This is a genomic window from uncultured Microbacterium sp. (assembly GCF_947488465.1).
Classification (GTDB): Bacteria; Actinomycetota; Actinomycetes; order Actinomycetales; family Microbacteriaceae; genus Microbacterium.
In genome coordinates this window covers 388,043-403,505 of record NZ_CANKZA010000002.1, presented here as the reverse complement: position 1 = coordinate 403,505, position 15,463 = coordinate 388,043, and the positions used below count along the sequence as shown (strand labels likewise).

The following is a 15,463-nucleotide window of genomic DNA, read 5'->3' as shown; positions in this document are numbered from 1 at the left end:
GGAGCACAGCACATGACCGATCTGACCACCGCCGACGTTGTCCTTCAGGATCTCGGCAAGCGCTACGGCCCGGAGTGGGCGGGCGTGCAGGCCGTCGCCGACGTCGACATCGACATCGCGGCGGGCGAGTTCATCGCCGTGGTCGGCGCATCCGGCTGCGGCAAGAGCACCGTGCTGCGCATCCTCGCCGGGTTCGAGCCCGCCACGAGCGGCAGCGTCACGGTCGGCGGGCGGCCCGTGACCGCCCCCGGTCCGGACCGCGGGGTCGTGTTCCAGGACTACGGGCTGTTCCCCTGGCTGACCGTCCGCGAGAACATCGCCTACGGCCCGAAGCGGCGGCGGCTGCCGCGAGCACGTGTGCGCGAACTCGCGGACCGTTTCACCGAGACCGTCGGGCTGAGCCGCTTCGCCGACAGGTACCCGGGCGAGCTGTCCGGCGGCATGCAGCAGCGGGTCGCGATCGCTCGCGTGCTCGCGAACGAGCCGAGGGTGCTGCTGATGGATGAGCCGTTCGGCGCGCTGGATGCCCTGACCCGCTCGGACCTGCAGGCCGAGCTCAAGCGCATCCACCTCGAGACCCGCACGACCGTCGTCTTCGTCACGCATTCGATCGAAGAGGCCGTGTTCCTCGCCGACCGCGTCGTGGTGATGACGGGGGGAGCCTCGCACGGCGTGCCCGGGCACATCGCGCGCATCGTACCGATCGACCTGCCCGAGCCTCGGGATGTCACGACCCCCGAGTTCAACGCGTACAAGCGCGAGATCTCCGACCTGGTGCACGGCGCAGGCGATCACGCCTGACACCGGCCGCGGGGCGGCGCCTCACACGGCGACGAGGCGGGGTGGGCTCGCGTACTCGCTGCGCTTGCTCGTCTTCAGCCCCATCCGCACCATCGCGGTCGCGAGGCCCACAGCCGACGCGACACCGTCGACGACGGGGACACCCGCTGTCGCGGTGAGCATGCGACACAGATCCGCCATCCCGGCGCAGCCGAGCACGATGACGTCGGCCTCGCGGCGCACCGCTTCGTGGCAGAGGCGAGCGATGGATGCCGCGGCCTCCGACCCGGTGTCCTCGAGCTCGAGCACCGGGATCTCGGCGGCCGTCAGCCAGACGGCCGCGTCGCCCATGCCGTAGCGTGCCACGAGGTCACGTGCGCGGCTGAGGGTCGTGACGACGGCGAAGGTACGTCCCGCGAGGGTCGCGGCGTGCATCGCGGCCTCCGCAATGCCGATGACGGGAACGTCGACGAGCTCCCGCGCGGCATCCAGTCCCGGATCCCCGAAGCACGCGATGACGTACGCGTCGCTGCCCCCCGCCTGCTGGTCCTGCCGGACGAGGTCGACCACCGCCGCCGCGGCCAGGACCTCGTCGACGTGCGACTCGATCGCGGCGGCGCCTGTTTCGGGGCACACCGCGTCGATCACGACGCCGGGGCCCGCCGCCTCCCGGGCGGCGGCGGCAATCTTCGCCGTCATCGCCCGGGAGGTGTTGGGGTTGATGAGGGTGATCCTCACGCGCCGTGCTCCACGACCACGGGGACCTCCGCCGAGATGGCCGGCGGCTCGGAGTCCGCGGTCGCGGCGGCGCCGTCGATCGTGCCGTCCGAGATACCCTCGTCCTCGCCGTCGAACGTCGGGACCTGCGGGTCGAGACGCTCGAACAGAATGAACAGGCCGTAGCCGAGAGCGCATCCGATGAACCAGGTGAAGTTGCCGATCCACGAGATGTCGAACAGCCCCAGGTCGGCGAACGTCTTCGGCAGGATCGCGAGGAGGATCGTCGGGATGCCCGCTGCCAGCAACATCTTGATCGCGTTGGGGTTGTAGCCCTTGCGGTACCAGTACGCGCCCTGCTCGGACATCGTGAACATGTCGTCGACCTTGATGCGCTGGCGCGCCGCGACGTAGTAGCCGGCGATCAGCAGGCCGAACAGCGGCCCGATGAGGGCGGCGAGCACACCCAGCGAGTAGTGGATCGCGGTCGCGTCGGCATACCAGTTCCACGGCAGCAAGAAGACCGATCCGACGGCTGCGATCATGCCGCCCATGCGCCACGAGATGCGGTGGGGCGCGACGTTCGAGAAGTCGAACGCGGGCGAGATGAAGTTGGCGACGATGTTGATGCCGACGGTCGCCGTGACGAACGTGAGCCCGCCGAGCAGGATCGCGAACGGCGTGTCGATCGCCTGCACCGTGTGGATCGGGTCGACCAACAGCTCGCCGAAGACAGGCAGGGTCGCCGCCGCCGTGAGGACCGTCAGGATCGAGAAGAACAGGAAGTTCACCGGCAGGCCCCAGAAGTTGCCGCGCTTGACATCGCGGAACGAGCGGCCGTAGCGGGCGAAGTCGCCGAAGTTGAGCATCGGACCCGAGAAGTACGCGACGACGATGCCGACGGCCATCACCATGAGGCCGATCGTTCCCCAGAAGTCCTGTGGCGCGGCACTCGGATCCGACAGGTTCAGGTCGATGTTCTCCCAACCCGCCTGCGAGACGAGGTACACCGCGAGCACGATCATGACGGCATAGACGGCAGGGCCCGCCCAGTCGATGAAGCGGCGGATGACCTCCATGCCGTTCCAGAACAGGGGCCACCTGTGCGACCCACAGGATCGCGTAGGAGATCCAGCCGAGCGCCGACAGCCCCAGGAAGCCGACGTCAAGCAGCGCTTCGGAACCCGGGATGAACTTGAGGAAGACGATGTTGAGCGACTCCGCCGCGAGGAAGGTCTGCACGCCGTACCAGGCGATCGCGATGACGCCGGGGATGTTCGCACCCTTGATGCCGAAGATCGCACGGTTCACGACCGGGTACGGCACGCCCGTCTTTTGGCTGGGCTTGGCGACGAGGTTCGCGAAGACCTGGACGATGACGATGCCGACGACGAGGGCGACGAGCACCTGCCAGGCCGCGATGCCGAGGGCGAACAGCGAGCCCGCGGTGACATAGCCGCCGACCGAGTGCACGTCGGACATCCAGAACGCGAAGATGTTGTACCAGCTCCACTTCTGCTTGCGCAGGGGAGCGAGATCCTCGTTTGCGAGACGCGGGTCGTATCCCGGCTTGACGTTGCCCGAGCCGACGGGGTGCCCCGCGGCTTCGACGATGTCCTGTGGGGTGGTGGGTGGGTTGTTCTGTTGCTGCGACATGAGTGAGCCTTCCGCTGGCCGATGGTTCGTGAGTGGTGCATGGATGGGGCATGGCCGACACCGCCGCCGCTCCCGAAGCGAGCACCGCGCCGGTCGGAGCGCGCCTGCGCGAACTGCGCAAGGCCCGCGGCATCTCGGCCCGCGCGCTGGCCACCAGGTTGGAGATCTCGCCGAGCGCCGTCTCGCAGATCGAGCGCGGCGTGCTGCAGCCGAGCATCGCGCGTCTGATCGCGATCACCGACGCACTGGATGTGCCGCTCGCCGACGTGTTCGGAATCGGCGACGACCGTGCCGCCGACGACGACGCGCACCACGGGTTCGCGCTGCAGCGCGCGGGGCATGCCGTGCAGATCCCGCTCGAGGGAGGCGTGACCTTTCGGCGCATCTCTCCCGTGCCCTCTCCCGGCGTCGACTACTTCATCACGACGTACCCGCCGGCAGCGACCGCACATCCCGAAGACGGACTGTTCCGCCACGACGGCTACGAGATCGGCACGGTGCTCGCGGGCGAGCTGACGATCGACTTCGACGACGAGCGGGTCACGCTACGCGCGGGCGACGCGATCAGCTACCCATGCTCCGTCCCGCATCTGCTGCACAACACCGGCACCGAAGACGTCGTCGCGCAGTGGCTGATCGTCCACCCGGGGCGCTGAACGCACGTTACGGGGCCGAAACGCCGCGGCGATACGGTCGGTGCATGAGACTCGACGAGTTCAACGACACCGACCGCGAGACGGCGACGGCGACGGTCGCGGTGTGGGCGGCGGTCACCACGTGGGTCGACGCGGTCGTCGCGGCACGGCCGTACGCCTCGGTCGACGAGGCTGCCGCGCGCGCCGACGCGCTCGCCCGCAGCTGGACCGACGCCGACCTGGATGCCGCGCTCGCTCACCACCCGCGCATCGGGCAGAAGCCCGCGGGGTCAGGGGCGGAAGCCGCAGCGAGCACCCGTGAGCAGGCGGCGATGGCGAGGGCATCCGTGTCGACGACGGATGCCATGGCACAGGCCAACGCCGACTACGAGGCCCGGTTCGGGCGCGTGTTCCTCATCCGTGCCGCGGGCCGCAGCGCCGACGAGATGCTCGCCGAAGTGCGCCGCCGGCTCGGCAACGACGACGCGACCGAAGCCGCCGAGGCGCGCGACCAGCTGCGCCAGATCGCGCTGCTGCGTCTGCGCTCGAGCCTGGAGGACTGACATGACCCACCTCACGACCCACATCCTCGACGCGACCGCGGGTGTGCCCGCGACGGGTGTCGCAGTGACCCTGGCGGGGCCCGACGGCGCCGCCCTCGCGTCGGGGCAGACCGACGCCGACGGGCGGCTCGCGCTCGGTCCGGACGCGCTGGAGCCGGGCGACTACTCGCTGACGTTCTCCACCGGGCCGTACTTCGCTGCGCAGGCAGTCGAGACCTTCTACCCCTCGGTCACGGTCGCGTTCACCGTCGCAGACCGTCCGCACTACCACGTGCCGCTGCTGCTGAGCCCGTTCGCGTATTCGACGTATCGCGGGTCGTGAGGGCGTAACGCCCCGGTAGCGCGACGAAACCTGACGGTGACACAGCCTCCGTAGCCTGCGGATGTGAAGGTCATCATCGTGGGCGCGGGCATCGGCGGAACGAGCGCAGGGATCGCGCTCACAAAACTCGGACACGACATCGTCATCTACGACCGGATGCGTGAGAACAAGCCGGTCGGCGCGGCGCTGTCGCTGTGGTCCAACGGTGTCAAGGTGCTCAACTGGCTCGGCGTCGGCGCCGAAGTCGCCGCCCTCGGCGGCGACATGGCCGACATGGTCTACCTCGATGGACACACCGGTGAGACGATGTGCGACTTCTCGCTCGCCCCGGTCACGGCGATGGCAGGGCAGAAGCCCTACCCCGTCGCCCGCGCCGACCTGCAGGCGCTGCTGATGGAGCGCGTCGGGTTGGATCGCATCCACCTCGGGCGGCAGGTGGTCGGTATCGCCGATGACGGCACGCAGGTCACGGTGACCTTCGCCGACGGTACGACCGACACGGGCGACCTGCTGATCGGCGCTGACGGCGCGCGCTCGATCACGCGCGACCACGTGCAGCCCGAGGGCGCGCCCGAGATCGTGCGCGAGTACTCCGGGTACACCAACTTCAACGGGCTGATCCCGGCGGATGACGCGATCGGCCGCGACACGGCGTGGACCACCTACGTCGCCGACGGCAAGCGCGCGGCGGTCATGCCCGTCGCGGGCGACCGGTTCTACTTCTGGTTCGACGTGCCGCAGCCGGCGGGGCTCGAGTACGACCGCGCCGACGGCGTCGCACCGCTGCGGGCGGCGTTCGACGGGTGGGCTCCCGGCGTGCAGGCACTGGTGGATGCCATCGATCCCGAGGCATCCCTCAATCGCGTCGAGATCTGGGACATCACGCCGTTCTCGACGTGGGCGAAAGGGCGCGTTGCGATCCTCGGCGATGCGGCACACAACACGGCGCCCGACATCGGGCAGGGCGCGTGCTCGGCGCTCGAGGATGCCTTCGCGCTCGGCATCGCCTTCGCGACGAACACGGTGAGCGTCGAAGACACCCTGAAGCGCTACGAGCAGATGCGCGCAGAGCGCGCGGGCGACCTCGTGCTGCGGGCGCGCAAGCGCGGCTACGAGACGCACGCGTTCGACGTGGACGCCACGGAGGCCTGGTACGAGAGTCTGCGCGGCGCCGACGGTGTGGGCATCATTCGCGGGATCGTCGGTAACATCGACGGCACCCCCGTCGATCTCGGCGGCGGTTTGCGCACCAGCTGAACGGAAGAGCCACGGTACCCCCCGCTCCCTCTCGCGCGTCTGCACCACGCGCGCACGAGGCACTCGATGACCTGATGCGCACGCGCACGGGCGCGCACCTGGCGGGGCTGCTGGCAGCTGCGGGGGCTCCGCTGTCGGCATCCGATCTCGCTCGCCTCATCGGTCGCTCGGTCGCGAAGGTCACGGCGCTGCTGCCGGCGGCCAGCACCCCCGACATCTCCGTGTGCGCTGGCTCGTGGGAACTGCGGGGCGACGACGCGCTCGCCCGCGTCGTGCGCAATCTGCACGTCGGGCCGCTCGCCGATGGCGCCGAACGCAAGACGCGCGTGCGCGAACGCGCGCTCGCGCCGTTCCGGTCGGCGCTCGACGCGGCGATCTGGGCGGCGCGGATCGAGTGGGGTTGGGACCGCGCACCCGAATACGCACTGTCGCAGGACTTCGCAGTGCGCATGCTGTCACGGCGGTCAGAGCGACACGCCGCGGTGCGTCTGCTGACGGATGCCCGGCGCGCACGGACGCTCGAGTCGCGGCATCCCGATGCGGCTCGCGATCAGTTGTGGGCGGGCGCCGCTGTCGTCGCCGCGAGTGCGCGCTCGGCTCGAGACCTCGAGGATCTGGCGGCGCTACTGATCGCGGCCAGCCGCCTCGACGCTGGCGACGGGGCGGTGCCGCGGCGACTCGCGCCAGTGGTCGCCCTGCTCGGCGACACCAAACGAGCCGTCGCGCTGGCCCGCGGCGTGCGCACCGACGTTGCGATCGAGCTCGCGTACGTCGCACGTGCGGCCGCATCGATCGGCGACAGCCGCGCGGACGAGATCGTGACCGATGCCCTGGTGCAGATCGGCGCGCCGGGCCCGCACGGTGACGGCGGGGCTGGCGCTGCGGCTATCGACGCGGGCGTCGCGGCGACGGCCGTCGTGCCTGCAGGGTCTGCTGCGCCCGACGCCCCCGTCGGGGCCCTGCTGCGCACGGCGCAGGCGGTCGCCGGCACGGCCCTATACCTTTCGCCCGAGTCCGCCCTCGCGCGGGCCGGGCAGGCGCGGGCGCTGATCGAGCGGGCCTTCGCCGCGCCACCGGGACCGACGAGCGTCGAGGGGTTGAGGTCGCGGCAGTTCCGGTCGGCACGCGAGCACGAGCAGGTCCTCGCCGCGACGACCTACGCCACGATCGCCGTCGCCTGCGCGCAGGCCGGCGACCACCGCGGTGCGGTGGCCGCGGCGCGCGATGCCCGCACGCAACTGGCAGCGGTGGCAGATGCCGCGCATCGCGCGGTCGGGCTCGCCGACACCGCGGCCCGGCTCGCGGTGCGCACGGCGGAGTGTTCGCGGTGGTCCGCCCTCGTGCTCGACTCGGTTGCGGGCGACGCCGCCGTGGACGCGCTCGCAACGACTGACGATGTGGCGGCCCTCGCTGCGATCGCACGGCTGCTGGCGGGCGGCGCCGAACGCGACGGCGACAATGCCGAGCCACCTGCCGTAGCCGACCTGGAGCATGCGACGCTGGCGGCGGGGCGCGCGCTGGATCGCATCGCCGCGGACGACGCGATTCCGCCGCGGGGCGCCTTGCTCAGCGCGGCGCGTGTCGTCTCTCCGGATGCCCCGCTCGCCGTCCGCGCGGCGCGCGGTACATTCGAGCGGGCGCGGACCACACACCACGCGAGCTCGCTCGAACGCCGCACGCGCGCTCGCGGCGAAGCGGTCGCGCTGGCCGAAGCGGCAGCCGTCTTCGACGCGGCGGGCGTCGAAGCCACGGCACGGGCGGCCGCATACGCGGCCCGCGATGCGGTGTCGCGCGTTCCCGCCGCAGCGCGCGCCCGGCCACTCGCAGAGGTTGCTGCCGTGCTGCTGGGCGCCCGCGACGCCGACGTGCGCGCGGTCGCAGAGGCGGCCGCGCGCAAGGAGCGCACGGGCACGATCGGGCGCTGGGATGCCGCGGCTCCCGCACTGCTGGTGGCGGCCGTGCTGCGCATCGAGCCCCGTGAGCGTTCGCCCGCGCAGCGCGAAATCCTCGACACGGGCATCCTCGACCTGCGCCGCGGCGAGCATGCCCCGTCGCTCACCATGTTGGCCGACCTGGCCGCACGCCACGGCGATGCCGCCCGCGCCGCGGAACTCGTGGAGCACGCGCTGCGCGCCGCCCACGTGCGCGACCCGTTGCGCCGCGAGCGTGCGCTGACCGCGGTGCGTGACGCGAGCACCGTGCTGGCGGAAGTCACGCGCAATGCAACGGTCGCAGGCCCGCCTGGCGGCGATACCGCGGACGATGCCGCGCCCGCGGCGCTGTCGATCGACGACACAGCGCGAGCGTGGCTGCACGTGGGCTATCCGATCGCGGGCCTGCCTGCGCTTGCGGCAGCGCACCCGGGTGTCGCGGAGCGCATCGCGGCGGCCATCCGACGCGACCTCGAGGAATGACGCTTCTCTCTACGCGGGCTACAGCCGGCCCGCGATCGCCGCAGCAACCGTGAGCCACGCGTCGCGGCTCTCGGCCGACAGCGCGTCGAAGTCGATCGGCCCGCCGTCGACGAGCGCGGGGTCGAAGGGGACGTGCACCACCGAGGACGTCACCTGGGCGAAGTGGCGCTCCAGACGCTCCGCGAGCTTGCGGTCGGGACGCGCCGACGGGGCGGCGAGGATCGTGACAGCCTCGTCGATCTTCTGATCGAACCCCTTCTCGCGCAGGCCGTCGAGCAGCCACGCGGCGCTCGCTGCCGTGTCCTCGCGGACCGTCGAGACGATCACGAGCTGGTCGGCCGCAGCGACGGCGGCGACCCAGTTCGACGCACGCATGTTGTTGCCCGTGTCGACGATCAGCAACCGGTAGTAGCGCGAGAGCACACCGTGCAGCCGGTCGAACGCGGCCGCGTCGATCGTGGAGGATGCCGCGGCATCCTCATCCGAAGCCAACACATCGAAGCGCGCATCGACCTGGGTGCGGACGTACGTGTCGAGGGCGGCGAGGCTCGCCTGTGACGGCTCGGTGAAGGTGTCGAGGTGCTCGAGCAGGTCAACGGCCGTGCGGTGATGCGGTGCGTTCTGCGCGCGCCAGCCGAGCGTGCCGCGAGTCTCGTTGTTGTCCCACGCGAGCGTCGCGCCGCCCCGCTGGGTGCCGAAGGTCGCCGCCAGCAGCAGCGTCGATGTCGTCTTGTGCGCGCCACCCTTGGGGTTCAGGATCACGATCGTGCGCGGCGCGTCGAGCCGACGCTGCACCATCCGCTCGCGGTCGATCCGGGACCGTTCGACCTGCCCCGGACGCGGCGAGATGGCTCCACCCGTCATGCGGCGCACGGCGCCCTGCCACCCCTCGGTGGCGCGCTCGCGCGTGCGATCCGTGCGGGAGTTGAGCAGGTCCTCGACCGTCGGCGTGACCCGCTGCGTGGGGTCGCGGCGGATGCCGGAGCCGCGGAGGGCTCCACTCGCAGCGGCGGGCTCGGAGACCGTCGGGACCACCTGCTCCGGCACGGACGCGTCGAACGTCGGCGCGGGCGTGGCCGCGACAGGCGCGGGCTCGGCCGACTCGGCGCCGACGGTCGCTGCCGCCACGGGAGCCATGGCCGCCACGGGCGCCGCGGGCGCGACAGGCGCTGCGGCCACCGGCGCCGCGGATGCGACCTGCTCCGGCGCGCGGTCCTCGGCATCCACCTCGTGCATCGGCGACGCATCCGGCACCGGCGCATCGGAGAGCGACGGAGCCTCGAGATACGTGCCATCCGGGTGCACGATGAGGGGCCAACGGGCGGCGCCGTCGACGAGGGTCGCGGTCACCGGCTCGCCGGCCGACGCCGCGAGCTGGCGGATGGCTTCGACCACGCGATCGCGTAGGCCTTCGGGCGTCGACGCGAAGAGCTCATCGACGTCGCCACCGAGGTGCAGTTCGGCTGCCGTGCTCGAGGTGATGTGCACAGTCGGTTCGTACGTCGTGGTCGTCACGCGGGCCCTCTCTGTCGGTCTCAGGCCTTCCGAGTATCGCACCCGGATGCGTGGTCGCCCCGCTGAAACACTGGCCGCGAGGCCGGAAAACCGGCTCCGTCAGACGCGGAAGACCGTGTGCACCGGGCCGCACACGCGCTGTCCGTCGAGGTCGGCGAGCTCCATCAGCACGGCGGTGCCGGCAAGCGGATAGCCGAGACGGGAAAGGAGCTCCTGCGCGGCGCGAAGGGTGCCCCCGGTCGCCAGGATGTCGTCGACGAGCAGCACGCGCGTGCCCGCGGGCAGATCATCGGACATCTCGATCTCCGCGGTGCCGTATTCGAGGTCATACGAGACGGCCGCGGCCGGGCGCGGGAGCTTTCCGGCCTTTCGGATCGGGACCATCCCCACCCCTGCGGCGATCGCGACGGCACCGGCGAGCATGAAACCGCGGGCCTCGACACCGGCGACGACGTCGAACTCGCCCACGAAGGGCCGGATGACCGCGTCGACCACGGTGCGCAGGGCCGCGGCATCCGCCAAGAGCGGCGAGATGTCGCGAAACAGGATGCCGGGCTCCGGGAAGTCGGGGATCGTCGCGATGAGCGAAGAGGCGTGCGCAAGCTCGGAAGTCACCGGTCCAGGGTAGTCGGCTCCCGCATCTTCGGGTGCGCAAGCGCTTGCGCTACGCTGTTCGCATGAGTCAGACCGAACAGCTTCCCGCGGGCGCGCTCGCCCCGATCGGCGAGAGCCGCCCCGGCTCCGAGTGGTGGCGCACCGCCGTCATCTACCAGATCTATCCGCGCTCGTTCGCCGATGCATCCGGCGACGGCATCGGGGACCTCCCCGGCATCACGAGCCGCCTCGATCACCTCGTCTCGCTCGGAGTCGATGCCATCTGGCTGAGCCCGTTCTACCGCTCGCCGCAGAAAGATGCCGGCTACGACGTCGCCGACTACTGCGATGTCGACCCGCTCTTCGGCACGCTCGACGACTTCGACGCGCTGCGTGCCGCCGCGCACGACCGCGGCATCCGCGTTGTCGTCGACCTCGTCCCCAACCACAGTTCCGACCAGCACGCCTGGTTCCAGGCGGCACTCGCCTCGGCTCCCGGCAGTGCCGAGCGCGGCCGCTATATGTTCCGCGAGGGCACGGGGGAGAGCGGTGAGCTTCCCCCGAACAACTGGGAATCGGTCTTCGGTGGACCCGCCTGGACGCGTGTCGCCGACGGTCAGTGGTACCTCCACCTGTTCGACTCGACGCAGCCCGACTTCGACTGGTCGAACACCGAGGTGCAGGAAGAGTTCCGCCGCATTCTGCGGTTCTGGCTCGACCGAGGCGTCGACGGATTCCGCGTCGACGTCGCCCACGGGCTCGTGAAGTCCGACGGCCTGCCCAACCACCTCCCCGACGCCCTGGCCGACAGCATGGGCGGCCACGATGAGGCGCCCTACTGGGGCCAGGAAGGCGTGCACGAGATCTACCGCGACTGGAATCGCGTGCTGGCCGAATACGAGGGCGACCGCGCGCTGTGCGCGGAGGCATGGCTGCCGACGGTCGACCGAACGGCCGAATGGGTGCGCGCGGACGAGATGCACCAGGCCTTCAATTTCCCGTACCTCACGACGGAATGGGATGCCGCGGCCATCCGCGAAGTCATCTCCGAGTCGCTGCGAGCGTTCCCCGCCGTCGGAGCCCCCGCGACGTGGGTGCTCTCCAACCACGACGTCGTACGGCATGCCTCGCGCCTCGCCCTCACGGCCGAGAACGCGCAGGGGAGCGGGATCGGTCCAGACTCCCCCGGAAAGCCGAACGCCGACGTCGGCCTGCGCCGAGCACGCGCCGCGACGACGGTCATGCTCGCCCTCCCGGGCTCCGCCTATCTCTACCAGGGCGAAGAACTGGGCCTGCCCGAGGCGATCGAACTCCCGGACGACGCCCGCCAAGACCCGACCTGGTTCCGCACCGACGGCGAGCGCTACGGGCGAGACGGATGCCGGGTCCCGATCCCGTGGGACGCGGACGCTCCCGGTTACGGCTTCAGTCCGACCGGCGCCGCCTGGCTGCCGCAGCCGGCCGAATGGGCCACGCTCGCACGCTCCGCTCAGGAGACCGATCCCGAGTCGACGCTCTGGGTCTATCGGACTCTGCTCGCCGTCCGGCGCGCCGAAGGCCTCGGTGCCGGCGTCCTCGAATGGCTGGACGGATACGGCGACGACGTCCTTGCATTCCGCAACGGGAATGTGACAGTGATCGCGAATGCGGGCACATCACCGGTCGTCCTGCCCGCGGGCACCGTGTTGGCAGCCAGCGAACCGCTCACGGGTGCCGAGCTTCCGGCCGACACGGCTGTGTGGCTCGTCACCTCCTGAGATGACGAGCCTCGAGGAGGTCGCGCGCCGCGCCGAGGTGTCGGCGGCGACCGCCTCGCGCGCGCTCAGCGGGCGCGGTCGCCTGTCCGACGCGACCCGCGCCCGGGTTCAGCGGGCTGCCGCCGAACTCGGCTACGTCGCGTCGGCCGCGGCATCCTCTCTGGCAACAGGACGCACCCGATCGATCGGCGTGCTCGTGCCGCTCGTCGATCAGTGGTTCTTCGCGCAGGTGCTCGACGGCATCGCGACGCGTCTGGCGCCGCTCGGCTACGACATCACGCTGTACAACGCGACCGATGACCCCGCGCAGCGGCGACACCTGTTCCAGACGTCGCTTCGCCGGGGACGGGTGGATGCCGTCATCGCCCTGTCGCTGTGGATGTCCCCCGATGAGACGGCCGACCTTCGCGGCCTGGGGCTGCCGATCATCGGCCTCGGCACACCGATCCTCGAGCTGGCAACTTTGCGCGTCGACGATGTCGCGGTGGGCCGCGCGGCGACGGAACATCTGCTCGCACTCGGACACCGCCGCATCGCACACATCGGACACGCGTATCCCCGCGACGCCGGGCGTGATATCCCGACGCTGCGGCATCGCGGGTTCGTCGCCGCCCTCGCCGATGCCGGGGTCGAGGCAGCCGGATTCGCGCGGGCGGACTTCACCATCGAGGGCGGACACCGCGCGGCGCACGAGCTGCTGTCGCAGTCGGAACCGCCGACCGCGATCTTCGCGGCATCCGACGAGCTCGCCTTCGGCGCAGTCTTCGCGGCGCGCGAACTCGGGCAGGAGGTCCCCCGCGACCTCTCGGTCATCGGGGTCGACGGCCACGACCTGAGCGGGTTCTTCGCGCTGACGACGATCGAGCAATTCCCGCACGCGCAAGGCGTGGCCGCGGCTGAGGCGGCGCTCGCGGCGGTCGGCGAAGACGTTACGGCACCCGCGGCAGCGCTGCCGTTCGAGCTGGTCATCCGCGGCTCGACCGCGCCGCCCGCCTGACCCGGCCGCCGAGCATCCCCTCCCTACCCGGCCACCTGCCGCGCAGGCGATGCCACAGGCGCGGCGCGTAGGCTCGGAGGCATGAGCATCGACCTCGAGGCCCTCTACATCGACCTGCATCGACACCCGGAGCTGTCGTTCCAGGAGACCCGCACGGCCGGGGTCATCACCCGCGAACTCGGCGCGCTCGGGCTCGAGGTCGTCGAAGGGCTCGGCAAGACCGGTGTCGCCACGAGCATCGTCAACGGCGAGGGCCCGGTCGTGTGGCTCCGCGCCGACATGGATGCGCTGCCGGTCGCCGAGCAGACCGGACTCGCATACGCCAGCACGGCGCGCGGGACCGATCCTGCCGGCACCGACGTCCCGGTGATGCACGCCTGCGGACACGACATGCATGTCACTGCGCTGCTCGGCGCACTCGAGAAGCTGCAGGCCACGCGCGACGCGTGGTCGGGCACCGTCGTTGCCGTGTTCCAGCCCGCCGAAGAATACGGTGCCGGCTCGCGGGCCATGATCGCCGATGGCGTCTTGGATGCGTTCCCCCGCCCCGACATCGTCCTCGGCCAGCACCTCACACCGCTCCCCGCCGGCACGATCGGCGTGCGGCCGGGCACACAGATGGCCGCCAGCGACGGTCTGACGGTCACCCTCCATGGCCGCGGGGGCCACGGCTCGCGGCCGCACGCGACGATCGACCCGATCGTGATGGCCGCCGCCACCGTCATGCGCCTGCAGACTGTGGTCTCCCGCGAAGTCGACCCGCGAGAGATGGCGGTGGTGACGGTCGGCTCGATCCACGCGGGCCTGAAGAACAACATCATCCCCGCCGAGGCGACGCTCGAACTCAGCCTCCGCTATCCCGATGAGCCGGCGCGGGCCGACATCCTCGCCCGGGTGGAGCGGGTGATCCGGGCGGAGGCGGCGGCCTCCGGCGCCGAGCAGCCCCCGACCATCCGGGTCGACCACTCGCTGCCGCCCACGATCAACGACGCCGCCGCGACCGCACGCCTGACCGCCGCGTTCGACCGGGCGTTCGGCGACGGTACCGTCATCGACCCCGGCATGTTCACGGGCAGCGAGGATGTGTCATGGTTCGCCCGCGAAGCGGACGTCCCCCTCGTGTTCTGGTTCTGGGGCGGGCTCGATCCGCAGCAGTACGCGGATGCCGTGGCGCGCGGCACCGTCAACGAAGACATCCCGACCAATCACTCGCCGTTTTTTGCACCGATCCTGCACCCCACGATCGAGCGCGGCGTCGATGCGCTGGTCGTCGCCGCAAAGGAGTTCTTGGCATGAGCCTCGACGATCTCTTCGGACCGCAAGGGCCCTCCGAACCGGAGGAGCCCCGCAAGCCCCGCGAACCGAAGCTCCCGCGTGCGCCGCGGCCGCCCCGCGAACCGAAGGAGCCCCGGCCGCCACGCGAGCCGCGCGCCGCGCGCGAACCCCGCGACCCCGGCGAGCCGCGCTCGCGATCGACCCTGATCCTCAGCATCATCGCCGGCATCCTCGCTGTCGCTGTCGCTGTCGTCGTGGGCATCGCCCTGACGCGGCCATCGGGTGGCGATGGCACCGATGGCACCGCCCCGCCGAACCCCGTGCCTCCCGCCCCCGCCACCTCGAGCACGTCCACTCCCACCCCGACCGCACCGGTCACGACGTCGACACTGACCCTCGCCGCCACCGGCTTCACCCTGCAGGGCGAGGACGGCGATGAGTTCACCCACGCGTGGGCGGATGCGGCAGAACCGGCGATCGCGGCGCTGACCGAGGCGTTCGGGTCCGAGCCGACGACCGACGTCGAATCGGGCGACTCTCGCACCTACGCCTACACGGTGTACAGCTGGGACGGTTTCCGCTTCGCCGACGTCCTGCTCAGCGAGGGGAACAAACCGCGCGATCAGGTCGACACGCCGACCTATGTCGGCTATTCCGCGAACGAGGTCGGCGATGTCGCGATCACCGCAGAGTTCGGGCTGAGCATCGGCATGAGCCTCGCGGATGCCCGCGAACTCGGCCCCGACAGCGAGTCGACCACGGCGCCGCCGATCCTCCGCTTCGGCTCCGACCGCGACACGTTCTTCGTCGACGGCGCCCGCACCTACGGCGTGCGCGTGACGACCGACGGCACGGTGGTCACGGACATCGTCTACCGCTTCACTCCGCCGGCGTAGCTGCCGCGCGCGCGTCGGCGCGTCGCTGACCGGAGAGGATGCCGGGGAGCCTCCGCGGGCCGACCGGGGTGAGCACGAGCACGAT

At 71.2% G+C, this 15,463-nt stretch carries 14 protein-coding genes and 1 pseudogene; 10 read left to right on the top strand and 5 right to left on the bottom strand.

Translation table 11 applies throughout. The features are described from left to right. The first annotated feature begins 12 nt into the window (after positions 1 to 12). A complete protein-coding gene (locus Q0653_RS07005) occupies positions 13 to 801 on the top strand; it encodes an ABC transporter ATP-binding protein (protein WP_298943733.1) in 789 nt (262 codons plus the stop codon). A 21-nt stretch (positions 802 to 822) separates the two neighbouring features. Here the strand turns inward: Q0653_RS07005 and Q0653_RS07000 are convergent, their stop codons facing one another. The 3 genes and pseudogenes from Q0653_RS07000 to Q0653_RS06990 form a co-directional block, all read right to left on the bottom strand. Further along, positions 823 to 1,518 (bottom strand): aspartate/glutamate racemase family protein, encoded by a 696-nt coding sequence (locus tag Q0653_RS07000; RefSeq protein ID WP_298943934.1) that lies wholly within the window; start codon positions 1,516 to 1,518, stop codon positions 823 to 825. Then, a complete protein-coding gene (locus tag Q0653_RS06995; protein WP_298943731.1) occupies positions 1,515 to 2,576 on the bottom strand; it encodes a cytosine permease in 1,062 nt (353 codons plus the stop codon). Before Q0653_RS06995 ends, Q0653_RS07000 begins: the two co-directional genes overlap by 4 nt. A 73-nt stretch (positions 2,577 to 2,649) precedes the next feature. Beyond that, positions 2,650 to 2,979, bottom strand: a pseudogene (locus Q0653_RS06990) (cytosine permease); the annotation flags it as partial. A 224-nt stretch (positions 2,980 to 3,203) separates the two neighbouring features. Here Q0653_RS06990 and Q0653_RS06985 point away from each other — a divergent pair. The 5 genes from Q0653_RS06985 to Q0653_RS06965 all read left to right on the top strand — a co-directional run bounded on the left by Q0653_RS06985 (position 3,204) and on the right by Q0653_RS06965 (position 8,344). Further along, positions 3,204 to 3,809, top strand: a complete 606-nt coding sequence (locus Q0653_RS06985; RefSeq protein ID WP_298943730.1) for an XRE family transcriptional regulator — start codon at positions 3,204 to 3,206, stop codon at positions 3,807 to 3,809. A gap of 44 nt (positions 3,810 to 3,853) precedes the next feature. After that, positions 3,854 to 4,351, top strand: a complete 498-nt coding sequence (gene uraD / locus Q0653_RS06980; protein WP_196324758.1) for a 2-oxo-4-hydroxy-4-carboxy-5-ureidoimidazoline decarboxylase — start codon at positions 3,854 to 3,856, stop codon at positions 4,349 to 4,351. 1 nt (position 4,352) lies between these two features. Then, a complete protein-coding gene (gene uraH, locus Q0653_RS06975) occupies positions 4,353 to 4,673 on the top strand; it encodes a hydroxyisourate hydrolase (RefSeq protein WP_196324757.1) in 321 nt (106 codons plus the stop codon). Between the two features lie 63 nt (positions 4,674 to 4,736). Then, a complete protein-coding gene (gene hpxO / locus Q0653_RS06970; protein WP_298943728.1) occupies positions 4,737 to 5,930 on the top strand; it encodes an FAD-dependent urate hydroxylase HpxO in 1,194 nt (397 codons plus the stop codon). Positions 5,931 to 6,004: 74 nt separating this feature from the next. Further along, complete coding sequence (locus tag Q0653_RS06965; protein ID WP_298943726.1) at positions 6,005 to 8,344, top strand: hypothetical protein; 2,340 nt, start codon at positions 6,005 to 6,007, stop codon at positions 8,342 to 8,344. Between the two features lie 18 nt (positions 8,345 to 8,362). Here Q0653_RS06965 and Q0653_RS06960 read toward each other — a convergent pair whose 3' ends face one another. Together Q0653_RS06960 and Q0653_RS06955 are read right to left on the bottom strand one after the other, a co-directional pair. After that, positions 8,363 to 9,859, bottom strand: coding sequence for a chromosome partitioning protein (locus Q0653_RS06960; RefSeq protein ID WP_298943725.1), 1,497 nt, complete (start codon positions 9,857 to 9,859; stop codon positions 8,363 to 8,365). Positions 9,860 to 9,958: 99 nt separating this feature from the next. After that, a complete protein-coding gene (locus Q0653_RS06955) occupies positions 9,959 to 10,474 on the bottom strand; it encodes an adenine phosphoribosyltransferase (protein WP_298742994.1) in 516 nt (171 codons plus the stop codon). A gap of 62 nt (positions 10,475 to 10,536) precedes the next feature. Here Q0653_RS06955 and Q0653_RS06950 point away from each other — a divergent pair, with 62 nt between their 5' ends. The 4 genes from Q0653_RS06950 (at position 10,537) to Q0653_RS06935 (ending at position 15,378) form a co-directional block, all read left to right on the top strand. Continuing rightward, positions 10,537 to 12,210, top strand: a complete 1,674-nt coding sequence (locus tag Q0653_RS06950; protein ID WP_298943722.1) for an alpha-amylase family glycosyl hydrolase — start codon at positions 10,537 to 10,539, stop codon at positions 12,208 to 12,210. A gap of 1 nt (position 12,211) precedes the next feature. After that, positions 12,212 to 13,207, top strand: a complete 996-nt coding sequence (locus Q0653_RS06945; RefSeq protein ID WP_298943720.1) for a LacI family DNA-binding transcriptional regulator — start codon at positions 12,212 to 12,214, stop codon at positions 13,205 to 13,207. An 81-nt stretch (positions 13,208 to 13,288) separates the two neighbouring features. Beyond that, the gene (locus Q0653_RS06940; RefSeq protein WP_298742988.1) at positions 13,289 to 14,503 is read left to right on the top strand and encodes an amidohydrolase; all 1,215 of its coding nucleotides are present in this window, start codon (positions 13,289 to 13,291) and stop codon (positions 14,501 to 14,503) included. Beyond that, positions 14,500 to 15,378: a hypothetical protein gene (locus tag Q0653_RS06935; protein WP_298943717.1), complete on the top strand. Its 879-nt coding sequence runs from the start codon at positions 14,500 to 14,502 to the stop codon at positions 15,376 to 15,378. The genes Q0653_RS06940 and Q0653_RS06935 overlap by 4 nt, the downstream gene beginning before the upstream one ends. Positions 15,379 to 15,463: the final 85 nt, after the last annotated feature.